The following is a 22,128-nucleotide window of genomic DNA, read 5'->3' as shown; positions in this document are numbered from 1 at the left end:
GACCGTCAGGACCGGCTTCGGCTGCGGCTGCGGCGCTGGTGCTCGCCCCGTGGGCTGGCGGCCTGCCCCGGGGCCGGGCTCGCCTGGCCGGCCTTGGCGGCGGCCCGCCGGCGATGGGCCGGGCGCCCTGCCGGTTTCACGGGTTCCGCCGGGCTGGGCTCGGCCGGGCTGGGCAGTGCAAAGGCACACTCGGGCCGGTTCCGCACCGGCTGAGTCGCCCTGGGCCGACCCACCTGGAAGCTGCAGCCCATGGCCCGCAGCTGCCCGTTCACGGCGTCCACCAGCTCCGGCGGCAGCTCCTCGGCCATCTGGGCCGCCGAGGTGCTGATGGCGGCCGCGCCCTCCGCCAGGGCCGACAGCAGGGTGGCCCACTGGTCCACCAGGGTGCTGCGGAGCAGGGGCACCAGGCCGCGGCCCTCCAGCACCGCGCCGCAGCCGTCGCGGTGCCAGAGCACGGCGCGGCCCTGGTGGCGGGGCGCACGGCTGAAGGCCTGGCCGGCGGCCACGGCGGCGGCGCTGGGCTGGCCGTTGGCGCTGCGCAGGCCCGCCTCGGTCAGCAGATGGCCGCAGTGCACCGCGGAGATGCCGTAGAGGCGACCCAGGTCGGTGAGGGTCAGCCAGGGGCTGGCGGGGGTGGTGGTCTCCATGGCCGTGGGGCGTGATGCGCCAATCGTGCGCTCAGCACGAGTAGGCGCAAGCTGTCAATCCAAGACCGCTGCAACCTGTTACAGACGTTGCAAACTGTCATGACGTTCTGTGGGTCTGGCCGGCAGTCCCTGGCGTGCTCGCGCGGGCCCGCTGGGGCGTCCGCCCTCAGGCTGGTTGGGCGGGGCCCAGCCAGCGCTCCAGGGCCGGCGAGAACACTTCGCGGATCACCGTGAGTTCGCGGCCGCTGCGGAAGAAACGGTAGTGGCGACTCCAGAACGGACCCGCCGCCCCGAACCGCTCCGCCAGCCAGGGGGCCTGCACCTGGGCCAGGCCGTCCACCTCCCGGTAGAGCTCAGTGCGGCCGGCGGTGAGGCTGCGCCAGATCGGCTGCTCCCGCTGGCGCAGGTGCTGTTCCGCCTCCGCCTGGTTCCACCAGCTCTCGGCCCAGGCCAGGGTCTGCTGACCGCAGCGCAGCCACACCTGACGCCGAAGTAGAGGCGGCTCCAGCTCCGCCACCTCCGCCGGCGCCTCCGGGCCCGCCGCCGGCTCCCGCTCCATCGCGATCAGCTCCACCTCCACCGGCAGGCCGGTGAGCAGCTGCAGGTGGCGGGTGGGGCTGCCGTCCCCCAGCAGCAGCAGCTTCCAGGCGCCGCTGAGCTCCTGGCCAGCCTGGGCCTCGAGCACCTCCGCCAGGGGGGCCTGCCACAGCGGCGAAGGGGAGGGCAGCAGCAGGGCGCTGGCCGGAGCCATGGCGGCCATCCAGGGTGGTCAACCCTAGGCAGGGGGCCGGCTGGGTGCTGCGCAGGCCCGGCTTCAGAAGCCGCTGCTGATGCTGATGCGGCGCTCCACGCCGCCCTTCTCGATCACCGCCGTGTCGCCCGTGGCCGACTGCAGGCGCCAGCCGCTGCTGCCGATCTGGTCGCCCACCAGGGCGTTGGTGGAACTGCCGCCCACCTGGAAGATGGCCGAGCCTGAGCGGCCGGGAATCTGCACCACCCCCACCAGCTCCGGCACCGGACCGGTCGGGGCTGCCGCCGCCGGTGCACCGCCGCTGCGCGCGCCACCGCCGCCGCTGGGGCCGCCACTGGCGGGCGGGGCCGGGCGGTTGAGGGTGCCGCTCACGGGAACCCGCAGCACGGCGGCCTGGTTGCCCCCCTCGCCGCCGGGGAGCTGGCCCAGCTCCTGGATCCAGGGCTCATCGGGCGGTGGCGGCGGCAGGGAGCCGTCGGCACTGGCGCCGGGCTTGGCGGCGCCGGCTTTGTCGGCGGCCACGGCCGCCGGGGCGCCGGCCTCGCTGCCGATGCCGCGCAGGTTTTCCAGCAGCCGTACGGTGCGCTCCTGGCGCAGGTCGAAGCTGGCCTCGCTCCAGCCCCTCCAGAACACCAGGGAGGTGCCGGCCGCCATCACGGCCACCGAGCCCAGGCTCGCCATCACCACCCGCGGCGAGAGGGTGAGGCCGGCCACGCTCCAGCCCGCGGAAGGCCCGGCGCTCTTGGCAGCGCGGCCCTGGGGCCGGCTCTGGCTGCGGGGGGGCGCGGCGGCCGGTGGCGGAGGCGGAGCCGGAATCGTGGCCGCGACCCCAGCGGCCGGGGCGGTGGCGGCGCCGGGCCAGGCCGCGGCGGGGCGGGGTTCCTCGCGCACCTCCACCAGCTCGATCGGGGCCTCGGGGGCCGGAGCCGCCTCGGGGCTGGCCGGGGCCTCGGCGCCATGGCGGCGGTAGCTGTGCAGCGCGTTGGCGAAGACGCGATCCATCACCTGCTCGGCCTTCATCTCCCAGAAGGCCCGTGAGGTGGAGGTGGCGGGTCCGGTCACCAAGGAGCTGCCTGCGGCGGAATGGGTCGATCTGGGCGCCACGGTACCGGCCGTATCCGGATCTGACGAGCGGCGCGGGACTCAAGCTGAGCTGGCTGCCCGAGCCGGCTGAGCCAGCCCGCGTGCGCCGAGCGCTGGCTCAGACCATGCCCTGGGCCGTGGCGGCCGTCGCCCCGGCTGTGGCAGTGCCGCCGGCGGCCTCCCGGGCCCGGCGGCTCTGCAGTTCCAGCCACAGCAGCAGGGCGGTCACGTCGGCATGGCTGACGCCCGGCACGCGCGAGGCCTGGCCCAGGCTGAGGGGCTGCACGGCCGCCAGCTTCTCGCGGGCCTCCGCCGAGAGGGTGGCGATGGCGGCGTAGTCGAGGCCGGCGGGGATCGGCCGGTGCTCCTGCTTCTTCACCTGGTCGATCTGCTGCTGCTGGCGGGCCAGGTAGCCGCTGTACTTGATGTCGATCTCGGCGCCCTCGCGCACGTCGGCGGGCAGGGCCGGATCGGCCAGGCCGTGGCGCACCAGATCGGCGCTGTGGAAGCCGGGGCGGCGCAGCAGATCCGCCAGGGTGATCGACCCCTTGATCGGCGCCTTGGTGTCGGCCTCCACGGCGGCGGCAGCCGGGTCGCTGACCTTGAGGCGCACCGTGTCCAGCCGCTGCTTCTCGGCGGCGATCGCCTCCTGCTTGCGGCTGTAGATCTGCCAGCGGCGCTCGTCGATCAGGCCCAGCTCGCGGCCCAGGGGGGTGAGGCGCCGGTCGGCGTTGTCGCCCCGCAGCACCAGTCGGTATTCGCTGCGGCTGGTGAGCACCCGGTAGGGCTCGCGCAGGTCCTTGGTGATCAGGTCGTCGACCATCGTGCCGATGTAGCTGCCCTCCCGCGGGAAGTGCACGGGCTCCTGGCCGCGCACCAGCCGGGCGGCGTTGAGGCCGGCCACCAGGCCCTGGGCGGCGGCCTCCTCATAGCCGGTGGTGCCGTTGAGCTGGCCGGCCGAGAACAGGCCCTGCACCCGCTTGGTCTCCAGCGAGGGCTTGAGCTGGGTGGCCGGCAGGTAGTCGTAGTCGACCGCGTAGGCGGGCCGCAGCATCACGCACTGCTCCAGGCCCGGCAGGGTGCGCAGCAGCTCCAGCTGCAGCCGCTCCGGCAGGCCCGTGGAGAAGCCCTGCACGTAGATCTCGGGGGTGTCGCGGCCCTCGGGTTCCAGGAAGATCTGGTGGCTCTCCTTGTCGGCGAAGCGCACGATCTTGTCCTCGATCGAGGGGCAGTAGCGCGGCCCCTTGCTGTCGATGAAGCCGCCGTAGATCGGCGTGAGGTGCAGGTTGTCGCGGATCAGCTGGTGGGTGGCCGCGGTGGTGCGGGTGATGTGGCAGCTCATCGGCTCGCCGCTCACCCAACTCGTGGGATCAAAGGAGAAGAAGCGATCGGCCGCATCGCTGGGCTGCTCCTCCAGCTGGTCGAGGGCGATGCTGCGCCGGTCCACCCGCGCCGGGGTGCCGGTCTTGAGGCGCCCCATCTGGAAGCCCAGGGCCTCCAGGGCCTCGGTGAGCCCCTCGGCTGGCTGCTCGCCGGCCCGGCCTGCGGGCATGGATTGGTTGCCCACCCAGATCTGGCCCCCCAGGAAGGTGCCGGTGGTGAGGATCACGGCCGGCGCGGCATAGGTGCTGCCGAAATAGGTCCGCACGCCGGTGATCCGGCCACCCCCGTCCGCCGCCCCATCCACCTCCAGCCCCGTCACCATCGCCTCGCGCAGGGCCAGGTTCGGGGTGTGCTGCAGCAGCTGCAGCATCTGGCGGGCGTACTGGCGCTTGTCGGTCTGGGCGCGCAGGGCCCACACGGCCGGGCCGCGGCTGGCGTTGAGCACCCGCTTCTGCAGGGCGGTGGCATCGGCGAGGCGGCCGATCACGCCGCCGAGGGCATCCACCTCGTGCACCAGCTGGCTCTTGGCCGGACCGCCCACCGCCGGGTTGCAGGGCTGCCAGGCGATGCGGTCAAGGTTGAGGGAGAACAGGGCCGTGTTCAGGCCCAGCCGCGCCGCGGTGAGGGCCGCCTCACAGCCGGCATGGCCGCCGCCCACCACGATCACGTCGAAGGCTTCGGTGGGGGGGGTGGAGAAGGCCATGGGCCCATTCTCCCTGGCGTGTGGCGGGCCTGGTGGCCGGGGCGCCGCGGGGTGGGTGCCGGGGGGGGGTGGCCCTCTACGCCGCCCAGGACTCCTCTAGGAAGTCCACCAGAAAGCTGTTGTCGGGCAGTGCGCGGCTGGCGAACTGCAGGCCGATGAAGGTCTGATGGCCTTCGGGCTGGCACCAGCGGGTGGCCACGGGGATGGTCACCGGCTCGGCGACGCCGAAGCTGGGGCGGAGCACCAGCTCCAGTTCATGGCCGGCGGCCTGGAGCAGCTCCAGGGCGCCGCGGGCCAGCAGGCAGGCCCCCGTGCGGCTCAGGTCCCAGAGCAGGCCGTGGTGCACCGGCTTGCCGCTGACCCGCAGTTCAGCACTGATGGAGCCGGCGCCCAGGGGAATCGGATGGCGCTTCTGGGCCCGTGGCGTGCGGGCTTGGGGTGTGTTTTGGGCCACGGATTGTCACCCCTAAGCGTCATGAACCCACCATCGCCAATCCTGCGGGCAATTGGGCGTATCTGAGACAACCGTGTTTAGCTCCCGGGCCTGACGGTTACTTCGGCTAGCGATAGAAGCCCTGTGTCGAAGCGGCTTTTGCTGGTCCTTGTGTCAATTCATGTCGTGGTATTTACCGTGAAGTGATGTTGCTTTGCTCCCCCCTGCGGGGTAGAAAACTTGCTGGCAACTCACCCAGTTGGGGATGATTGCTGCGGCAGGTCCCTCGCATGGTGGTCGAGGTGGTCGTCGATGAAGCTGGCGATGGCGATGGCGATCGCGATGGTGCCGTGGTCGTGGCCGGGCTGCAGGCGCGGCTCCAGGGGCCGGCCGGGTGCTCAGAAGTGAATCACCGTGCGGATGCTCCTGCCGGCCTGCATCAGCGCGAAGGCCTCGTTGATGTCCTCCAGAGCCAAGGTGTGGGTGATGAAGGCATCCAGGGGGATCTCCCCCTTCTGGGCCCGCTCCACGTAGAGCGGCAGCTCCGTGCGGCCGCGCACGCCGCCGAAGGCCGTGCCGCGCCACACCCGGCCGGTCACCAGCTGGAAGGGACGGGTGCTGATCTCCTGGCCGGCGCCGGCCACGCCGATGATCGTGGATTCGCCCCAGCCCTTGTGGCAGGCCTCCAGGGCGGCGCGCATCACCTCCACGTCGCCGACGCACTCGAAGGAGTAGTCCACGCCGCCATCGGTGCGGTCGAGGATCAGCTGCTGGATCGGGGCGCCGAAGTCGTGCGGGTTGATGCATTCGCTGGCCCCGAGCTGCTGGGCGAGGGCGAATTTGTCGGGGTTGATGTCGATGCCGATGATGCGGGAGGCGCCGGCCATCACCGCGCCGATGACCACCGCCAGGCCGATGCCCCCCAGGCCGAACACCGCCACCGTGCTGCCCGGTTCCACCTTGGCGGTGTTGAGCACGGCGCCGATGCCGGTGGTCACGCCGCAGCCCAGCAGACACATCGTCTCCAGGGGGGCGTCCTTGCGGATCCGGGCCACGGCGATCTCGGGCAGCACCGTGTATTCCGAGAAGGTGGAGGTGCCCATGTAGTGGTGGATCATCCGCCCGTCTTTGGAGAAGCGGCTGGTGCCATCGGGCATCAGGCCCTGGCCCTGGGTGGTGCGGATCGCCTGGCAGAGGTTGGTCTTGCCCGAGAGGCAGAACCGGCACTGCCGGCATTCCGGCGTGTAGAGGGGGATCACGTGGTCGCCCACCGCCACCGAGGTCACGCCCTCGCCCACGGCCTCCACCACGGCGCCGCCCTCATGGCCCAGGATCGCCGGAAACAGGCCCTCCGGATCGGCGCCCGAGAGGGTGAAGGCATCGGTGTGGCACACGCCGGTGGCCACCACCCGCAGCAGCACCTCGCCGGCCCGGGGTGGCGCCACATCCACCGTGGTGATCTCGAGGGGCTGGCCGGGGGCCCAGGCCACGGCGGCGCGCGAGCGGATCATCGGCGCGGCGGCGCGAGCGTCCCCCCATCCTTGCGCCCCGGTGGAGGGGGCCGGCCCTGGCCCAGGCTCTGCCGCCGGGGCTGACTACGGCGCCGCCAGGTTGCGGAAGCGGGTGAACTGGGGCTCGAACAGCAGCTTCACCGTGCCCACCGGCCCGTTGCGGTGCTTGGTCACGATCACCTCGGTGATGCCGCGATCGGGGGTGTCCGGGTTGTAGTACTCGTCGCGGTAGATCATCAGCACCAGGTCGGCGTCCTGCTCGATCGAGCCGGATTCCCGCAGGTCGCTGAGCATCGGCCGCTTGTTGGTGCGGGCCTCCACGCCGCGGCTGAGCTGGGAGAGGGCCACCACCGGCACGTTGAGTTCCCGGGCCATCTGCTTGAGGCCGCGGGTGATGCGGCTCAGCTCCTGCACCCGGTTGTCGGAGCCCGAACCCTCCATCAGCTGCAGGTAGTCGATCACCACCAGGCCCAGTTCCTTGCCCGATTCGGCCATCAGCCGGCGGCAGAGGGAGCGCATCTCCAGGACGCCCGCATTGGGCTTGTCGTCGATGAAGATCGGCATCTGGCCGAGGGTGTTGATGCCCTGGCCCAGCAGCGGCCACTCCTCCTGCTGCAGCCGGCCGGTGCGCAGCCGTCCGCTCTCGATCCCCACCTCCATGGCCAGCAGCCGGTAGGTGAGCTGCTCCTTGCTCATCTCCAGGGAGAACACGCACACCGGCAGCTGGTGCAGCTGGGCCACGTTCTTGGCCAGGTTGAGGGTGATCGCGGTTTTGCCCATGGCGGGGCGGCCGGCGATGATGATCAGGTCGCTGCGCTGCAGCCCCTGGGTCATGGCGTCGAGGTCGTAGAAGTTCACCGGGATGCCGGCCACGGCCGTGCCCAGGGAGCGGCTCTCGATCTCGTTGAAGGTGCTGGTGAGGATCTCGGCGGTGGGCGTGAGCCCCACGGAGGGCTTCTCCTGGCTGATGGCGAAGATCTTGGCCTCGGCCTCATCGAGCACCTGCTCCATCGGCTTGCTCTGGTCGAAGCCGAGCTGGATCACCTCGTTGCCGGAGCGGATCAGCTGCCGGCGCAGGTACTTGTCCATCACCAGGCGCGCCACCTGGTCGATCGAGGCGGTGGAGAGGGTGCCCTCCACCAGCTGCACCAGCCGGGCGCTGCCGCCCACCTTCTCCAGGGCGCCGGTGTCCGCCAGCCAGGCGGTCATGGCGGTGAGGTCGGTGGGCTTGCCCTGGCTGTGCAGCATCAGGGCCGTGCGGTAGATCTCCCGGTGGGCGTTCAGGTAGAAGGCCTCGGGTTGCAGCACGTCCGCCACCCGGCCGATCGCGTCGGGATCCAGCAGCACGCCGCCCAGCACCGCTTCCTCGGCCTCCAGGTTCTGGGGCGGCACCGAGTCGGGCAGGGCCTCGAAGCCGGCCTCCTCCCGGGGCCGGCCCCGGCCGCCACCGCGCCCCCAGCCGGGGCCGTCGCCGGAGGGATCGGAACTGGACAGGGGAACGCTCACCATCGCCGCACAAGAGAAGGACCGGGTCGCGGATCCAGGCACCGCTCCAACGGAAACGCCGTCAGGCCCCGAAGGACCTGACGGCGTGGGGGGTGTTCATCCTGCCGCCAACGGCGGCCGTCAGGGCTCAGTGGCTGACCACTTCCAGGTTGATCTCGGCCACCACCTCGGGGTGGAGCTTCACGGTCACCTGGTAGGTGCCGGTGCGGTGGATCTCGGGCACCAGGATGTCGCGGCGATCCACGTCCTTCTTGGTGGCGGCCTCGATGGCCTCGGCCACGTCGCCGTTGGTCACGGTGCCGAACAGCACGTCGTCACCACCGGTCTGCTTCTTGACGGTGAAGCGGCCGATGGTGGTGAGGGCCGTGCGGAAGGCGATGGCCTCGGCCTTGAGGGCGGCCTGGCGCTCGGCCTCCTTGGCACGGCGGTGCTCCACCTGGCGCAGCACCGCGGGGGTCACGGGCACCGCCTTGCCGGTGGGGAGCAGGAAGTTGCGGGCGTAGCCGGGGGCCACATCCACCAGATCACCGTTCTTGCCCAGGCTGAGGACGTCCTCGCTGAGGACTACGGAAACGCGCTTGGCCATGGGGGTCGTTAGGGACGGTCTGCGTCTAGGCGATGGATCAGCCTACGCCACGGCTTGCGGCCTGTGCTACGAGCGGGGCGGGCAGGCGCACCTGGGTGGCCAGGCCGAGGCGGCGCAGCAGCTGGATGTGCAGCCAGGTGAGGTCGGGCTCACGCCGGCCCCAGCCGTGGCGGGCCGAATGCGGGTAGGCGTGGTGGGTGTTGTGCCAGCCCTCGCCGAAGGTGACCGCCGCCACCCAGGGGTTGTTGCGGGAGCCGTCGCCGCTGGCGTGGCGCACGTAGCCCCAGCGGTGGGTGGCCGAGTTCACCAGCCAGGTGCAGTGATACACGAGCACCAGGCGCAGAGGGATGCCCCAGAGCACCAGGGCCCAGCCGCCGGCGCCGGTGACGGTGCCGATGGCGAACAGCAGCAGGGCCAGGGGGATCTGCAGCAGCAGGAAGTTGTTGTTGAGCCAGCGGTAGTAGGGGTCCGCGGCCAGATCGCCCGTCATGCGGGGCACGGCGGCCATGGCGGGGATGGGCTCGAACATCCAGCCCATGTGGCTCCACCAGAAGCCGCGGTGGCTGTTGTGGTGGTCGGGGTCGGTGTCGGAGAACTTGTGGTGGTGGCGGTGCAGGCCGGCCCAGTCGATCGGGCCGTGCTGGCAGCTGAGGGCGCCGCAGGTGGCGAAGAAGCGCTCCAGCCACTGGGGCACCCGGAAGGCGCGGTGGCTGAGCAGGCGGTGGTAGCCGATGGTCACGCCCAGGCAGGCGGTGACCCAGTAGAGAACCAGCAGCGAACCCACGGCGGGCAGGCTCCAGAACTGCGGCAGCAGCGCCACCACGGCCAGCACGTGGATGACCACCATGAAGCCCACCACCGTCCAGTTGCGGCCCTCAAGCGGCACCAGGGGGGCCTCGCCGCGGCGGGGGGCATGCAGGGCGGCGGCGCGCCGGGGTGGGCTGATGGCGGCGCCGCCGGGCGCTGCCGGTGCCGCGAGGCTGGAGGCCGTCATGGGCCTGCTCCGGGAAGGATCGATACAATGGTAGCAATACGCATCCGTATCGCGTGGGATATCGGGAAGAACTCGAAGCGGGGCGGGATGCCTTTGGGCATCTGATCCGGGTGTGGCATGAGCGCAACGGCTGGAGCCAGCGCCTGCTGCCCGCCCTGGCCGAGCGGCTGGAGCTGGGCCGCGTGCACAACTCCCAGCTCTCCCACCTGCGCAACCGCAAGCTCGTGGCACCCGGTCCGGAGCTGTTCGTGGCCCTGGGCCGCCTCAACCAGCTGCTCGCCGCTGAGGTGGGCCCCGCGGGGCCCTCGGCCGAGCTGCGCCGGCAGCTGGCGGATCAGCCGGAGCTGCTGGCGGCCCTGCAGGCCTCCAGCCGGCCGGTGCTCGCCGACGACGGCCAGCCCCTGGGGCCGGCCCAGCTGTTCGAGATCTTCGTGGGCCTGCGCCAGCCCCCCCGCGCCTTCGACCTGCGCATCGCCGACGACGAGGCCGCGGGCCTGAGTGCCGCCCTGGCGGAGCTGTTCACGGCCGGCCGGCCCTGGCGCCAGTGCCGCGAGGCCGTGCTGGCGGCCTACCCGGCCGAGAAGCGCCAGCGGCGCGAGCAGTTCGCCGCCGTGCTGGCCGGCCAGCGCGACTACACCGCCACCGAGCTGGATGCGGAGCTGCCGGATCTGCGCCGCACCCTGGTGGCCCTCGGCGCCGCCAGCGAGTCGGCCTTCAGCGCCGATCAGTTCCTGGAGCTGCTGCGCCAGAAAGCCCGGCTGCTGGCGCAACCGGGCCGGGGGGAGGACCGCGATCCGCGCCAGGCGCTGGCGGCGGCGATCCGGCGGGAACTGGAGGCCGCCTGAGGGGGCCTCCACTGAGGCTGCCCCGATCAGGAGTCCGGCTGGCTCAGCCCGGGTAGCGCGCCTCGCGCACCCGCTTGGCCCAGCCGAGGGCCCGCAGCAGCTTGATGTGCTGCCAGGTGATGTCGAACTCGAACCAGCGCAGGCCGTGGCGGGCGCTGGAGGGGTGGGCGTGGTGGTTGTTGTGCCAGCCCTCGCCGAAGCTCAGGATCGCCACCCACCAGTTGTTACGCGACAGGTCAGGGCAGTCGAAGTTGCGGTAACCCCAGGCGTGGGTGGCCGAGTTCACCAGCCAGGTCACGTGGTACACGAGCACCAGGCGCAGGGGGATGCCCCACAGCACCAGGCCCAGGCCGCCGCCGTGGACCCCGGCGGCGTTGCCGTACCAGTAGAGGAGGGCACCCAGGGGGATCTGCAGCAGCAGGAACCAGCGGTCCAGCCACACGTAGAAGGGGTCCTGGAGCAGGTCGCCGGTGAAGCGGTGTAGCTCGCGGATCGCCGGGATGTCGTGCAGCATCCAGTCGCTGTGGGCCCACCACAGGCCGCGGGCGGCGTCGTGGTGGTCGTTGGGCTGGTCGGAATACTTGTGGTGGTGGCGGTGCAGGCCCACCCACTCGATCGGGCCGCTCTGGCAGGCCAGGGCGCCCATGAACACCAGCACCCGCTCCACCCACTTGGGGGCCACGAAGCTGCGGTGCGACACCAGCCGGTGCAGGCCCAGGGTCACCCCCAGCACCGTGGTCCAGTAGAGAACTGCCAGCACCACCACGGCCTGCCAGCTCCAGAACTGGGGCAGCAGGGCGAAGACCGCGCCCACGTGCATCGCCAGCATGAAGCCGGTGGTGCCCAGCTTGAACTTGCGCTGGCTGGGGGGCAGGGGCGCCCGCGGCACCACGAGTGAGGCGCGGATGCGGGCCTCCTGGGCCGCTGTGAGACCTCCCGTTCCGCTCGCTTCGACCTGCGGCCGAGGATTCGAGCGGGCCGCGGAGGCGGCATCAGGTGCAACGACCAAGACAATCTCCGGTGGAATGCGCAGGCTCCGGTCCGCGGGGCCCCGGCGAAGGGGATGACGCACCACTGGCCTGGGACGCGGGCGGGGGCCACAGCATCGCGGGAAAATCTAGCCGTGGGCGCTGCACCGCCAGGCAGCATGGCGGCGCAGCGCAGGGCTCGGATGGAAGCCGCAACAGTTGAGGTGGCCTGCGGCGGCTGGGCCGCCGAGCGCGTCGCCCGGGCCCAGGAGCGCATCGCCCCCCTCGCGGCTGCACGCACCGCGGGGGTGAAGCCCAGGCTGGAGCGGGTGCTGGCGGCCTTCGCCGCCGAGCGGCTGGGGGTGCACCACTTCGCCTCGGTGAGCGGCTACGGCCACGGCGATCTCGGCCGCGAGGTGCTCGACCGGGTGTTCGCCCAGGTGCTGCAGGCGGAGGCCGCGGCGGTGCGGATGCAGTTCGTGAGCGGCACCCACGCCATCGCCGCCGCCCTCTACGGGGTGCTGCGCCCCGGCGATCGGCTGCTGGCCCTCACCGGCCGTCCCTACGACACCCTCGAGGAGGTGATCGGCATCCGCGGTAGCGGGCAGGGCTCCCTGGCCGAGTTCGGCATCGCCTACGACGAGCTTGCTCTGCTGGCCGACGGCACGGTGGATGAGGCCGGCATCGCCGGCGCCTTGGCCGTGCCCACGCGGATGGTGCTGATCCAGCGCAGCTGCGGCTACAGCTGGCGCCCCTCGCTGCCGGTGGCGCACATCGGCCGGCTGGTGGAGCGGGTGAAGGCGATCCAGCCGGACTGCCTGGTGTTCGTGGACAACTGCTACGGGGAGCTGGTGGAGCTGCAGGAGCCCACCGCCGTGGGGGCGGACCTGATGGCCGGCTCGCTGATCAAGAACCTCGGCGGCACCATCGCCCCCACCGGCGGCTACGTGGCCGGCCGCGCCGAGCTGGTGGAGCAGGCCTGCTGCCGGCTCACGGCCCCGGGCATCGGCAGCGAGGGCGGTACCAGCTTCGATCTGCACCGCCTGATCTTCCAGGGCCTGTTCCTGGCGCCCCAGATGGTGGCCGAGGCCCTGATCGGCGCCGAGCTCACCGCGGCCGTGTTCGACGACCTGGGCTTCGCGGTGAAGCCCCTGGTGGGTGGCCCCCGCAGCGACGTGATCCAGGCGGTGCGTCTCGGCGCGCCCGAGCCGCTCAAGGCGGTGTGTCGGGCCTTCCAGGCCTGCTCGCCCGTGGGCTCCTACCTGGATCCGGTGCCGGCGCCGATGCCCGGCTACGCCAGCGAGCTGGTGATGGCGGGCGGCAGTTTCATCGACGGCAGCACCAGCGAGTTCAGCGCCGATGGTCCGCTGCGGGAGCCCTACGTGCTCTACGCCCAGGGCGGCACCCACCACAGCCACCACGCCCTGGCCCTGGAGCGGGCGCTGCTGGCGTTGGAGCAGGCGGGGCTGTTGCCGGCTGGGTAGCTGCCGGGGCTACCGCCGGCCCCGTAGCGGGCGGGTGTGCTTTCGGTTCATCGGGAGCCGTGCCCTCTCCGCTGCGCTTCGCGCTCCTTCAGGACCCCGCGCCGTGTTCCGTGAGATGGATCCAAGCGATGGATCCAAGAGCTGGATCCACCACGGCCATGTGGATCCGTGACTCTCCAAGACGCTGTACAGCTCGTACAGCGTCTTGGAGAGTCGTGGGGAAGGCGGCCCTCTTGCTCGCTGCGGCCCCTCAACCTCGTTGTTCTGGCCGTTCGGCCCCGCTCCACCCTCTCCCCTGCCGCACGGCCCTCCCTCTGGGGCTCCACCGCTCCGGCCTGCTCCCTTGAGGCGCCCCAGGCAGCCAGCCGACAGACTGGGAGCCCGACTGCAGCCCGGCCCGATGGCGCTGAGTTTCCCCGACGACCTCCGCTACGCCGACAGCCACGAATACGTGCGCCCCGAAGGCGAGCTGGTGCGCATCGGCATCAGCGCCTTCGCCGTCGATCAGCTGGGCGACATCGTGTTCGTGGAACTGCCCGAGCCCGGCGCTGCGATCCGCCAGGGCGAGAGCTTCGGCACAGTGGAGTCGGTGAAGGCGGTGGAGGAGGTGATCGCGCCGATCAGCGGCACGGTGGAGGCCCGCAACGAGGCGGTGCTGGCCAGCCCCGAGGAGCTCCAGAACGACCCCTACGGGGAGGGCTGGCTGCTGCTGGTGCGGCCCGCCGATCCGGCCCAGCTGGACGGGCTGCTGGAGGCGGGGACCTACCGGGCCAAGGTGGAGGGCGCCTGACGGGCTCTGGGCCCACCGCACGGACGTCCAGCCCACGCGGCATCGGCCAGCCAAGCCGCGATGCCGTGGTGCCCTGAGCAGCTGGCCGCCGTTCCTAGGATCCCGCCCACCCTGGGATCCGGGTCTTGACGGCAGCACTGAGCCCCTTCGTGGCCCGCCACATCGGCCCCTCCGCGGCCGACCAGGCCCGGATGCTCGCCGACCTCGGCGCCACCGACCTCGAGGCCTTCGTGGCCGAGGTGGTGCCCGCCTCGATCCTGCTGGGGCCCGCTGAGGCCGCCGCTGGGCTACCCGAGGGCTGCGGCGAGGCCCAGGCCCTGGCCGAGCTGGCCGAGCTGGCCGGTGCCAATGCGGTGCGCCGCAGCCTGATCGGCCTCGGCTACTACGGCACCGCTACCCCGGCCGTGATCCAGCGCCAGGTGTTCGAGAACCCCTGCTGGACCACCGCCTACACCCCCTACCAGGCCGAGATCGCCCAGGGGCGCCTGGAGGCCCTGCTCAACTTCCAGACCCTGATCAGCGAGCTGACCGGCCTGCCGATCGCCAACGCTTCGCTGCTGGATGAGGCCACGGCGGCGGCCGAGGCCATGGCCCTCAGCTACGGCGTTGCTGGCCCCTCGGCTGCCCAGGCCGGCAGCGGGGCAGGCGGCGCCGCTGCCGCTCCGCGCTTCCTGGTGGATCGGGACGTGTTCCCCCAGACGTTTGCGGTGCTGCAGACCCGGGCGGAGCCCCTGGGCATCGCCGTGGAGACCGTGGACCCGGCCGCCCTGCTGGCGGAAGCCCAGGCGGCCGCGCCCCACGACCCCTTCGCCGGCGCCTTCGGCCTGCTGCTGCAGCTGCCGGGGGCCAGCGGTCGCCTCTGGGATCCCACGGCGCTGATCGGGGCCGCCAAGGCTGCTGGCCTGCTGGTGACCGTGGCCGTGGATCCCCTGGCCCAGGTGCTGCTGGCCCCCGTGGGCCAGCTCGGCGCCGACATCGCCGTGGGTTGCAGCCAGCGCTTCGGGGTGCCGATGGGCTTCGGTGGTCCCCACGCCGCCTTCTTCGCCACCCGCGAGGTGCACCAGCGGCGGATCCCCGGCCGGCTGGTGGGCCAGTCGCTGGATGCGGAGGGCCGGCCGGCCCTGCGGCTGGCGCTGCAGACCCGCGAGCAGCACATCCGCCGCGACAAGGCCACCAGCAACATCTGCACGGCCCAGGTGCTGCTGGCGGTGATGGCCGGCTTCTATGCCGTGCACCACGGCCCTGACGGTCTGGCGGCCATCGCCCGGCGGATCCTGGTGCTGCGCACGGCCCTGGCGCGCGGGCTGGCGGAGCTGGGCCTGGAGCCCCGGCCGGAGCCCGGCTTCGACACCCTCACCGTGGACACGCCGCGGGCGGCTGAGCTGATCGAGCGGGCGGCGGCGGCGGGCTTCAACCTGCGCCCCGGCGCCGGCGCCGAGGTGGTGGCCCCCGGGGCGGTGCCGGGCGCCTTCGGCATCGCCCTCGACGAGCTGAGCGATCCGACCGAGCTGGAGCGGCTGCTGGCGGCGTTGGCGGGGGACGGGGCCGCCGCTGCCCCCGCCGCTGACGGCTCTGCCGGCACCGGCACCCCGCGCACCCCGGCTGCGGCGCTGATGGCCGCCGTGCAGGGGGCGCCAGCACCCGGTGCCGAGGCTCCGGAGCAGGCCCTCTGGGCTTCCGCCGGCATCCCCCTGCGCCGCAGCCCCTGGCTGGGCCAGCCGGTGTTCCACCGCTACCGCAGCGAGAGCGAGCTGCTGCGCTACATCCAGCGCCTGGTGGCCCGCGACTTCTCCCTGGTGCACGGGATGATCCCGCTGGGCAGCTGCACCATGAAGCTCAACGCCAGCGCCGAGCTCACGCCGGTGAGCTGGCCGGCCTTCGCGGCCCTGCACCCCTTCGCCCCCGAGGCCCAGTGCGGCGGCTACCGCCGCCTGATCGCCGAGCTGGAGGACTGGCTGGCGGCGATCACGGGCTTTGCCGGCGTGTCGCTGCAGCCCAATGCCGGCTCCCAGGGCGAGTACGCCGGCCTGCTGGTGATCCGGGCCTGGCAGCGCAGCCGCGGCCAGGGCCACCGCCGCGTCTGCCTGATCCCCACCAGTGCCCACGGCACCAACCCCGCCAGCGCCGTGATGGCCGGGCTGCGCGTGGTGCCCGTGGCCTGCGACGACCAGGGCAACATCGACCGGGCCGACCTGGACGCCAAGGTGGAGGCCCACGCCGACCAGCTGGCGGCGCTGATGGTGACCTACCCCTCCACCCACGGGGTGTTCGAGGCGGGCATCGCCGACATCTGCGCCCTGGTGCACGCCCACGGCGGCCAGGTGTATCTGGATGGCGCCAACCTCAACGCCCAGGTGGGCCTGGCCAAGCCCGGGCTCTACGGCGCCGACGTGTGCCACCTCAACCTGCACAAGACCTTCTGCATCCCCCACGGCGGCGGCGGGCCGGGGGTGGGCCCCATCGCCGTGGCGGAGCACCTGGTGCCCTTCCTGCCGGGCCACCCCCTGGCCCCCGGCTGCGGCGGTGAGCAGGCCATCGGCCCGGTGAGCGCCGCCCCCTGGGGCAGCGCCTCGATCCTGCCGATCAGTTGGATGTACATCCGCCTGATGGGCGGTGCGGGGCTGCGCCAGGCCAGTGCGGTGGCCCTGCTGGCGGCCAACTGGATCGCCGAGCGGCTGGAGCCCCACTTCCCGGTGCTCTACCGCGGCGCCGGCGGCCGGGTGGCCCACGAGTGCATCCTCGATCTGCGGCCGCTCAAGCGCAGCGCCGGCCTGGAGGTGGACGACCTGGCCAAGCGCCTGATGGACTACGGCTTCCACGCCCCCACCGTGAGCTGGCCCGTGGCCGGCACGGTGATGGTGGAGCCCACCGAGAGCGAGGCCCTGGTGGAGCTGGAGCGCTTCTGCGACGCGATGGCGGCGATCCGGGCCGAGGCCGCGGCGATCGAGGCCGGAGAGGCCGATCCGGCCGACAACCCGCTCAAGCGGGCCCCCCACACCCTCGCGGCCGTGACGGCGGAGGCCTGGGTGCGGGGCTACAGCCGCCAGCAGGCCGCCTTCCCCGCCGGTGAGGCCCAGCAGGCCAGCAAGCTCTGGCCGGCCGTGGCCCGCATCGACAACGCCTACGGCGATCGCCACCTGATCTGCACCTGCCCGACGCTGGAGGAGCTGGCGGAGGACGGGGAGCCGGCCGATGCTGCGCCGCGGCTGGAGCTGCAGCAGCGGACGGGGGCCACTGTGTAGCGAGGGTTGCTGGCTGCTCGGGGTTTGGGGCGCTACATTCGCCCCAATTCGGGAAATGACAGGATTTCTTCCTGATTTTTCCCTTGTTTTTCCATCACCATCTGCTGCAACTGCAGGCAGTGCAGCGGTTCCTGGGGTCATGACGATCGGAGACAACATCGGCCACACCAACGGCGGCGGCGACAACGGCGGCGATCAAGCCGGCGCAGCCGCCCAAGGCCGCTCCGCGGCACGCTTCCAGGCACCCGCTCAGGCGACGGAGACGGAGATCTCCCTGCCGCCGCTCCCCGGTTCCCTGTCCCACTCCACCAGCCAGGGCCACACCCTGCGGATGGAGGGCACGAATGTGGTGCGCGTGCCCTTCGGCGTGCGCCAGCCCCGCCGCCAGCGGCCGACCCGCCCCGAGCGCTGGGCCACCCTGGTGCTGCCCTTCCAGCTGGGCGGCCCCACACCCACGCCGCCCCAGGCCGCCTGAGCTGGCTTCAGGCCGCGGCGGCGAGGCGCCAGTCGATCAGGGCCTTGACGTCGTCGACGGAGCTGGCCGGCGCCCGGAAGGGCAGGTGCCGCATCGGGCTCCGCTCCGGACGCACCACCCAGGTGAGATCGCTCTGCGGAATCAACACGAAGCCCCGATAGCGGACGACCCAGCGTTGGGTTCCCGGATCGGCGCTCATGGTCCCTAGGCGTCTGAGAGTCCCCATTGCAGCGAGGGCTCTCCGGCCTGTCGGTAGCGGAGAACGCTCCTGGGTGCCGCTGTAACGGCTCTTCGAATCTCTTCAAGATTCGCTATGCGACCAGGGCCCTAATAGTTCGCCCCGCTGCGGCGCTGGTGCACGGCCGTGGTGCCCTCGCCGTCGAGCAGGCCCCCCTGGGTCACCTCGGCCAGCAGCAGCCAGTGGTCGCCGCACTCCATGCGCTGGCTGACGCGCCCCTCCAGCCAGGCCAGGGCCTCGGGCAGCAGCGGCTGGCCGCCGGGGCTGCTCGCCAACTCCAGGCCGGCGAAGCGGTCGGCGCCGGGGGGGAAGGGCTGCAGGAACTGGCGCATCGGGCCGCTCTCGCGCCCATTGGCCAGCACGTTGAGGGCGAAGGCGTCGCCCACGTGCAGCAGGGCCTCGATGGCCCGGTCCTTGGCCACGGCGATGGTGACGCCCGGGGGCGAGAAGCTGGCCTGGCTCACCCAGCTGGCCACCATGGCGCCGCTCAGCCGCGCCGGCCCCTCGCCCTTCACGGCGGTCACCACGCTCAGGGGACCCACGACCCGGCCCAGGGCCTGGAGGGCCGGGTTGCTGCGGCTGTCGCTGAGGCCGCCGGCGGCGCTGCGGCGCTGGGCCTTGCGCTGCTCCGTCTGCAGGCGGCGCCCCAGGGCGATGCCGGTCTCCTCGCAGGCCTTGAGGGTGGCGGCATCGGGGCTGAACTTCACCTTGATGGGCTCGAAGGCGAAGCGGAAGCCGCCGTCGCGCAGCTTGCTCTCCAGCAGATCGAGGGCCTCGCCGCTCCAGCCGAAGCTGCCGAACACGCCCACCGGCTTGCTGCGGTCGCCCTCGGCCAGCAGGGTGCCGAGGGCCGCCACGATCGGCGTGGGGGCGTGGCCCCCGAGGGTGGGGGAGCCCACCAGGAAGGCATTGCAGCCGCGGATCGCCTCCAGCAGCTGCTCGGGCGAGGCGAATTCGCAGTTGATGCTCTCCACCCGCACGCCGGAGCGGGCCACCCCCTGGGCGATGGCATCGGCGATGGCGGCGGTGTTGCCGTAGGCGCTGGCGAACAGCAGGGCCACCGAGAGCCTGGCGCGGCCCTGGCTCTCGCCCCAGCGGCGGTAGTCCACCAGCAGGCTGCGCCAGCTCTCGGCGATCGCCGGCCCGTGGCCCGGGGCGATGGTGCGGATCGGCAGCGCGTCCAGCCGGTTCAGCACTGACTCCACCTGGCGCGTCATCGGCGCCATCAGGCAGTCGTAGAAGTAGCGGCGGTCTTCCTCGCTGCTGCTGCGGTTGGCCTCGGCGAAGGCCTCGCTGCAGAGGTGGGCGGCGAAGAACTTGCCGCTCATCAGCAGGCCGGTGCGCTCCTCGAAGGCGATCAGGGCGCCCGGCCAGCGGGGCGTGGGGGCGGGGATCAGGGTGAGGCGGTAGCCATCGGCCAGGGGCCGGGTCACCTCCTGCTTGACGATGTCGATCGGGGGCAGGGGCGGCAGGGCCGCCGGGGCGCTGGCCTCCGCCCCCGGTGCCGTCGGCCGCTGCTGCGACCAGAGCTCCTCCAGCAGCCGGGCGCCGGCGTTGGAGGCCACCAGCATCAGGGCCGGCCAGCGCTCGGCCAGCTGGTGCAGCAGGGCCACCCGGTTGGGGTTCACGTGGCCCACCACCACCTTCAGGGCCGCCTCGGGCTCCACCAGGGCCGCCAGCTGCTCCAGGAAGGGCGCGGCGAAGGAGGTGCCGGGCGGGTGCACCAGCACCGGCGGAATGGTGTGGCCGCCGGGCCCCGGGCCGGCGCTGAACAGGAAGCTGTTGGCGCTGGTGCCCCGCTCCAGGCCGTACTCCACCTCGAAGCGCAGGCGCCGGGGGCTCAGGCCCCGCAGGCACACCAGCCCCGCCTCGATCGGCAGCACCACCACGCTGCGGCCGGCCTCGGCGGCGGGGCTCTGCGGGGGGCTGTCCTGGGCGAGGAGGTCGGGGGCCATGCGGAGCGGGGCTTCAGGAGGGGCGGAACGCGGCGGTCAGGGCGGGACGGACGCTCAGTAGTGGTTGCCCACCTTGCGGTGGTGCACGGCGGTGCTGGCCTCGGTGTCGGCCACATTGCCCTGCTCCACCTCGGCGTAGATGATCCAGTGGTCGGGCCCCTCCAGGCGCTGGGCCACCCGGCAGCCCAGGTAGGCCAGGGCATCGCCGAGCACGGGGCCGCCGGCGGCCACGCCCTCGAGGGTGTTGACGCCGGCGAAGCGGTCGGCGCCGGGCGGGAAGCGCTTGAGGAAGTGGCGCAGCAGCTGCTGGTGGTTGTCCTCCCGCAGCACGTTGAGCACGAAGCGATCACCCACCTGCATCAGCGCCTCGATGGCCCGGTCCTTGGCCACCGCCACCGTGAGGCCGGGGGGATCGAAGCTGGCCTGGGCCACCCAGCTGGCCACCATGGCGCTGCTGCGGGCGGCGGCGCTTCCTTCAGCGCCGGTGTCCTCCTGGCGGGCGGTCACCACGTAGAGGCCGCCGGACACCCGGCCCAGGGCCTTGTCGAGGTCGCCGTCGAGGGCCTTCATGGCCGCGATCGTCTTCTCGCGGGTGAGCAGCTGGCCCAGGTCGGTGCCGGCCTCCTCGCAGCGCTGGTAGTCGGCCACCTGGGGCACCTGGCGGATGCGCAGCGGCTCGAAGGCGCTCTTCTGGCCGAGGGAGCGCAGCTGGCTGGCCACGGTGTCGATCGGCTCGTCGTTGCCGCCGAAGGCGTCGTAACAGGCCACCCACTGCTTGGGGTTGAGGGCCGCCAGCAGGGTGCCGATGGAGGTCTGCAGCTCGGCGTCGGTGCCGGCGGGCCAGGTGGGCACCACCACGGCGCTGGCCTCCCCCACCAGGGCGCTGAGCTCCTGGGCGTCGGTGGCGCGCAGGTCCACCAGCTGCACCTGGGCGCCGGCCTTGCCGATGCCGCGGGCGATGGCCTGGCTGAGCCGGTCGCAGAAGCCGTACTGGCTCACGTAGCAAACGGCCGCGTAGGCCTCGCCCTTGCTGCGGCCCGCGCTCCACTCGCGGTAGTCGCCGAGCCAGAGGCCCAGGTGGTGGCGCAGCAGCGGGCCGTGGCCCACGGCCACCGTGGTGATCTCCGGCAGCGCGTCCATGCGCTTCATGGCCTGCAGCACGCTGCGGGCGTTGGGGCCCATCAGGCAGTCGTAGTAGAAGCGGAAATCCGGGGCGATGGCGCCGGGATCCCCATCAAAGAGGTCGTCGGAGCAGTAGTGCAGGCCGAAGGCATCGCAGGTGTAGAGGATGCCGGTGCCGTGGTCGAAGGAGAAGATCGTGTCCGGCCAATGCAGGTTCGGGGCGCTGAGGAATTCGAAGCGGTGCTGCACGCCGCTCTCGGGGTTGGTGCCCAGATCCAGCTCCTCGCCGCTCTTGACGGCCTGGCTCTTGAAGGGCCGGTGTACCTGGTTTTCGAGGAACTGGATCGCCACCTTGGAGGCCACGATCGTGATCTCGGGGTTGCGCTCGATCAGGTGGCCGATCAGGCCGGAGTGATCGGGCTCGGTGTGGCTCACGATCAGATAGTCGATCGCCTGGGGATCGATCTGCGCTTCCAGCAGCGGCAGCCAGGTGCCCTCGAACTTGAGGTGGCTGGTGTCGATCAGGGCGGTGCGCTCACCCCGCACCAGAAAGCTGTTGTAGGTGGTGCCGTTGCGCAGGCCGAATTCGATGTCGAAGCGGCTGCGGTCCCAGTCGAGGGAGCGGATGGTGGTGGTGTCGGCGGCGATCGCCTCGCACTGCAGGGAGAGCCGCGGTGCGGGGGCTGCGCCGGGGCTGGTGGCGGTGCCCGTCGCGCTGGGGCTGGCCGTTGCGGTGTCTGCCATGGCTGCCGGTGCCGGTGGGGGCGACTCTAGGGAGCCCTTTCGGCGGCCTGGCCAGCCATCGGCAACGCTGATCGGGACCATCAGCGGCGGCGGGCCGGATCGGTTCCCGGCCGTCAGGCCAGCCAGTGCCAGTCGCTGAAGGAGGCGGCCTGGCCGCAGGGCTCGCCGGCGGCGTTCCAGAGGGTCCAGAGGCGGGCGTCGCGGATCTGGAAGCGGCGGCCGTGGCTGTCGATGCGGATGCCGGTGTAGCCGCTGAGGGCGTGCTGCTGGCGGGCGTCGGCGAGCATGCGGGCCCGGCCGGCGCGCTCGCCGGGCTCGGCCGTGAGCCGCGAGGGCAGGCCCACCATGGCGGCCCAGGGCCGGCGCCAAAGACGGAGGGCGGCGCGGTTGGCGTAGATCAGCCGCGGGTCGGCGCCGCCGTCGTGGGCGAGCACCACCGTGGCGGCGGCGAACAGCTCCTGGGCCGCCAGGGCGAGGCTTTCGCCAGCGCCGGGCCCGACGGCGGCCTGGATCGCCGGCGTGAGCAGCGGCCGGCCGAAGCCCCGCTGATGCGAGCGCAGGATCACGCCGGCCAGGGCCTGGGCGGGGGCCTCCAGCCAGGGGGCTGCGGGCGGCGTGCCGACTGTCGCCGCGGCTGGGACCGCCAGGACGCTCGCCCCAGGGGCGCC

At 72.5% G+C, this 22,128-nt stretch carries 19 protein-coding genes; 5 read left to right on the top strand and 14 right to left on the bottom strand.

The annotated features are described in order from the left end of the window. Nucleotides 1–5 precede the first annotated feature (5 nt). From ACLV7J_RS08670 to ACLV7J_RS08630, 9 genes are all read right to left on the bottom strand, one after another. A complete protein-coding gene (locus ACLV7J_RS08670) occupies nt 6–647 on the bottom strand; it encodes a hypothetical protein (RefSeq protein WP_411868699.1) in 642 nt (213 codons plus the stop codon). Nucleotides 648–813: 166 nt separating this feature from the next. Next, nucleotides 814–1,398 carry a chorismate lyase gene (locus tag ACLV7J_RS08665; protein ID WP_411868698.1) on the bottom strand — a complete coding sequence of 195 codons (585 nt, stop codon included), beginning with the start codon at nt 1,396–1,398 and terminating at the stop codon, nt 814–816. Nucleotides 1,399–1,461: 63 nt separating this feature from the next. After that, complete coding sequence (locus tag ACLV7J_RS08660) at nt 1,462–2,463, bottom strand: hypothetical protein (RefSeq protein WP_411868697.1); 1,002 nt, start codon at nt 2,461–2,463, stop codon at nt 1,462–1,464. A gap of 136 nt (nt 2,464–2,599) precedes the next feature. Beyond that, a complete protein-coding gene (gene mnmG, locus ACLV7J_RS08655; RefSeq protein WP_411868696.1) occupies nt 2,600–4,567 on the bottom strand; it encodes a tRNA uridine-5-carboxymethylaminomethyl(34) synthesis enzyme MnmG in 1,968 nt (655 codons plus the stop codon). A gap of 76 nt (nt 4,568–4,643) precedes the next feature. After that, on the bottom strand, nt 4,644–5,021 hold the full coding sequence (locus tag ACLV7J_RS08650; protein ID WP_411868695.1) for a PilZ domain-containing protein: 378 nt from the start codon (nt 5,019–5,021) through the stop codon (nt 4,644–4,646). A 377-nt stretch (nt 5,022–5,398) separates the two neighbouring features. After that, nucleotides 5,399–6,511 (bottom strand): S-(hydroxymethyl)glutathione dehydrogenase/class III alcohol dehydrogenase, encoded by a 1,113-nt coding sequence (locus tag ACLV7J_RS08645; protein WP_411868694.1) that lies wholly within the window; start codon nt 6,509–6,511, stop codon nt 5,399–5,401. An 84-nt stretch (nt 6,512–6,595) separates the two neighbouring features. Then, nucleotides 6,596–8,020, bottom strand: a complete 1,425-nt coding sequence (gene dnaB, locus ACLV7J_RS08640; protein ID WP_411868693.1) for a replicative DNA helicase — start codon at nt 8,018–8,020, stop codon at nt 6,596–6,598. Nucleotides 8,021–8,144: 124 nt separating this feature from the next. Continuing rightward, entirely contained in the window at nt 8,145–8,603 is a 459-nt protein-coding gene (rplI, locus tag ACLV7J_RS08635; protein WP_411868692.1) for a 50S ribosomal protein L9, read from the bottom strand. Nucleotides 8,604–8,640: 37 nt separating this feature from the next. Beyond that, nucleotides 8,641–9,597 (bottom strand): acyl-CoA desaturase, encoded by a 957-nt coding sequence (locus tag ACLV7J_RS08630; RefSeq protein WP_411868691.1) that lies wholly within the window; start codon nt 9,595–9,597, stop codon nt 8,641–8,643. 53 nt (nt 9,598–9,650) lie between these two features. On the opposite strand from ACLV7J_RS08630, the gene ACLV7J_RS08625 reads away from it, so the two are divergent. Further along, nucleotides 9,651–10,442: a hypothetical protein gene (locus ACLV7J_RS08625; protein WP_411868690.1), complete on the top strand. Its 792-nt coding sequence runs from the start codon at nt 9,651–9,653 to the stop codon at nt 10,440–10,442. Nucleotides 10,443–10,485: 43 nt separating this feature from the next. Here ACLV7J_RS08625 and ACLV7J_RS08620 read toward each other — a convergent pair whose 3' ends face one another. Then, entirely contained in the window at nt 10,486–11,271 is a 786-nt protein-coding gene (locus tag ACLV7J_RS08620) for an acyl-CoA desaturase (protein ID WP_411868765.1), read from the bottom strand. Between the two features lie 342 nt (nt 11,272–11,613). Here ACLV7J_RS08620 and ACLV7J_RS08615 point away from each other — a divergent pair, with 342 nt between their 5' ends. The 4 genes from ACLV7J_RS08615 (at nt 11,614) to ACLV7J_RS08600 (ending at nt 17,401) form a co-directional block, all read left to right on the top strand. After that, entirely contained in the window at nt 11,614–12,894 is a 1,281-nt protein-coding gene (locus ACLV7J_RS08615) for an aminotransferase class I/II-fold pyridoxal phosphate-dependent enzyme (protein WP_411868689.1), read from the top strand. A 400-nt stretch (nt 12,895–13,294) separates the two neighbouring features. Then, complete coding sequence (gene gcvH / locus ACLV7J_RS08610; protein WP_411868688.1) at nt 13,295–13,684, top strand: glycine cleavage system protein GcvH; 390 nt, start codon at nt 13,295–13,297, stop codon at nt 13,682–13,684. A gap of 191 nt (nt 13,685–13,875) precedes the next feature. After that, nucleotides 13,876–16,926 carry a glycine dehydrogenase (aminomethyl-transferring) gene (locus ACLV7J_RS08605; protein WP_411868764.1) on the top strand — a complete coding sequence of 1,017 codons (3,051 nt, stop codon included), beginning with the start codon at nt 13,876–13,878 and terminating at the stop codon, nt 16,924–16,926. A 268-nt stretch (nt 16,927–17,194) separates the two neighbouring features. Beyond that, complete coding sequence (locus tag ACLV7J_RS08600; RefSeq protein WP_255127108.1) at nt 17,195–17,401, top strand: hypothetical protein; 207 nt, start codon at nt 17,195–17,197, stop codon at nt 17,399–17,401. Between the two features lie 7 nt (nt 17,402–17,408). On the opposite strand, the gene ACLV7J_RS08595 is transcribed toward ACLV7J_RS08600, so the two are convergent. The 4 genes from ACLV7J_RS08595 to ACLV7J_RS08580 form a co-directional block, all read right to left on the bottom strand. Next, nucleotides 17,409–17,600, bottom strand: coding sequence for a hypothetical protein (locus tag ACLV7J_RS08595; protein ID WP_255127062.1), 192 nt, complete (start codon nt 17,598–17,600; stop codon nt 17,409–17,411). Nucleotides 17,601–17,728: 128 nt separating this feature from the next. After that, nucleotides 17,729–19,594 carry a flavin reductase gene (locus ACLV7J_RS08590; RefSeq protein ID WP_411868687.1) on the bottom strand — a complete coding sequence of 622 codons (1,866 nt, stop codon included), beginning with the start codon at nt 19,592–19,594 and terminating at the stop codon, nt 17,729–17,731. A gap of 54 nt (nt 19,595–19,648) precedes the next feature. Then, the gene (locus ACLV7J_RS08585; RefSeq protein WP_411868686.1) at nt 19,649–21,460 is read right to left on the bottom strand and encodes a diflavin flavoprotein; all 1,812 of its coding nucleotides are present in this window, start codon (nt 21,458–21,460) and stop codon (nt 19,649–19,651) included. 113 nt (nt 21,461–21,573) lie between these two features. Further along, entirely contained in the window at nt 21,574–22,107 is a 534-nt protein-coding gene (locus ACLV7J_RS08580) for an MEKHLA domain-containing protein (RefSeq protein ID WP_411868763.1), read from the bottom strand. Nucleotides 22,108–22,128: the final 21 nt, after the last annotated feature.

The sequence above is a fragment of the Vulcanococcus limneticus LL genome, from assembly GCF_943369875.1.
GTDB lineage: Bacteria > Cyanobacteriota > Cyanobacteriia > PCC-6307 > Cyanobiaceae > Vulcanococcus > Vulcanococcus limneticus_A.
This window is presented reverse-complemented; position numbering and strand designations above follow the sequence as displayed.

Bases quoted from the DNA above. Each gene is read 5' to 3' on its own strand.
- ACLV7J_RS08670 (WP_411868699.1), bottom strand. From the start codon at position 647: ATGGAGACCACCACCCCCGCCAGCCCCTGGCTGACCCTCACCGACCTG.
- ACLV7J_RS08665 (WP_411868698.1), bottom strand. From the start codon at position 1,398: ATGGCTCCGGCCAGCGCCCTGCTGCTGCCCTCCCCTTCGCCGCTGTGG.
- mnmG (WP_411868696.1), bottom strand. From the start codon at position 4,567: ATGGCCTTCTCCACCCCCCCCACCGAAGCCTTCGACGTGATCGTGGTG.
- ACLV7J_RS08645 (WP_411868694.1), bottom strand. From the start codon at position 6,511: ATGATCCGCTCGCGCGCCGCCGTGGCCTGGGCCCCCGGCCAGCCCCTC.
- dnaB (WP_411868693.1), bottom strand. From the start codon at position 8,020: ATGGTGAGCGTTCCCCTGTCCAGTTCCGATCCCTCCGGCGACGGCCCC.
- rplI (WP_411868692.1), bottom strand. From the start codon at position 8,603: ATGGCCAAGCGCGTTTCCGTAGTCCTCAGCGAGGACGTCCTCAGCCTG.
- ACLV7J_RS08630 (WP_411868691.1), bottom strand. From the start codon at position 9,597: ATGACGGCCTCCAGCCTCGCGGCACCGGCAGCGCCCGGCGGCGCCGCC.
- ACLV7J_RS08620 (WP_411868765.1), bottom strand. From the start codon at position 11,271: ATGCTGGCGATGCACGTGGGCGCGGTCTTCGCCCTGCTGCCCCAGTTC.
- ACLV7J_RS08615 (WP_411868689.1), top strand. From the start codon at position 11,614: ATGGAAGCCGCAACAGTTGAGGTGGCCTGCGGCGGCTGGGCCGCCGAG.
- gcvH (WP_411868688.1), top strand. From the start codon at position 13,295: ATGGCGCTGAGTTTCCCCGACGACCTCCGCTACGCCGACAGCCACGAA.
- ACLV7J_RS08605 (WP_411868764.1), top strand. From the start codon at position 13,876: ATGCTCGCCGACCTCGGCGCCACCGACCTCGAGGCCTTCGTGGCCGAG.
- ACLV7J_RS08595 (WP_255127062.1), bottom strand. From the start codon at position 17,600: ATGAGCGCCGATCCGGGAACCCAACGCTGGGTCGTCCGCTATCGGGGC.
- ACLV7J_RS08590 (WP_411868687.1), bottom strand. From the start codon at position 19,594: ATGGCCCCCGACCTCCTCGCCCAGGACAGCCCCCCGCAGAGCCCCGCC.
- ACLV7J_RS08585 (WP_411868686.1), bottom strand. From the start codon at position 21,460: ATGGCAGACACCGCAACGGCCAGCCCCAGCGCGACGGGCACCGCCACC.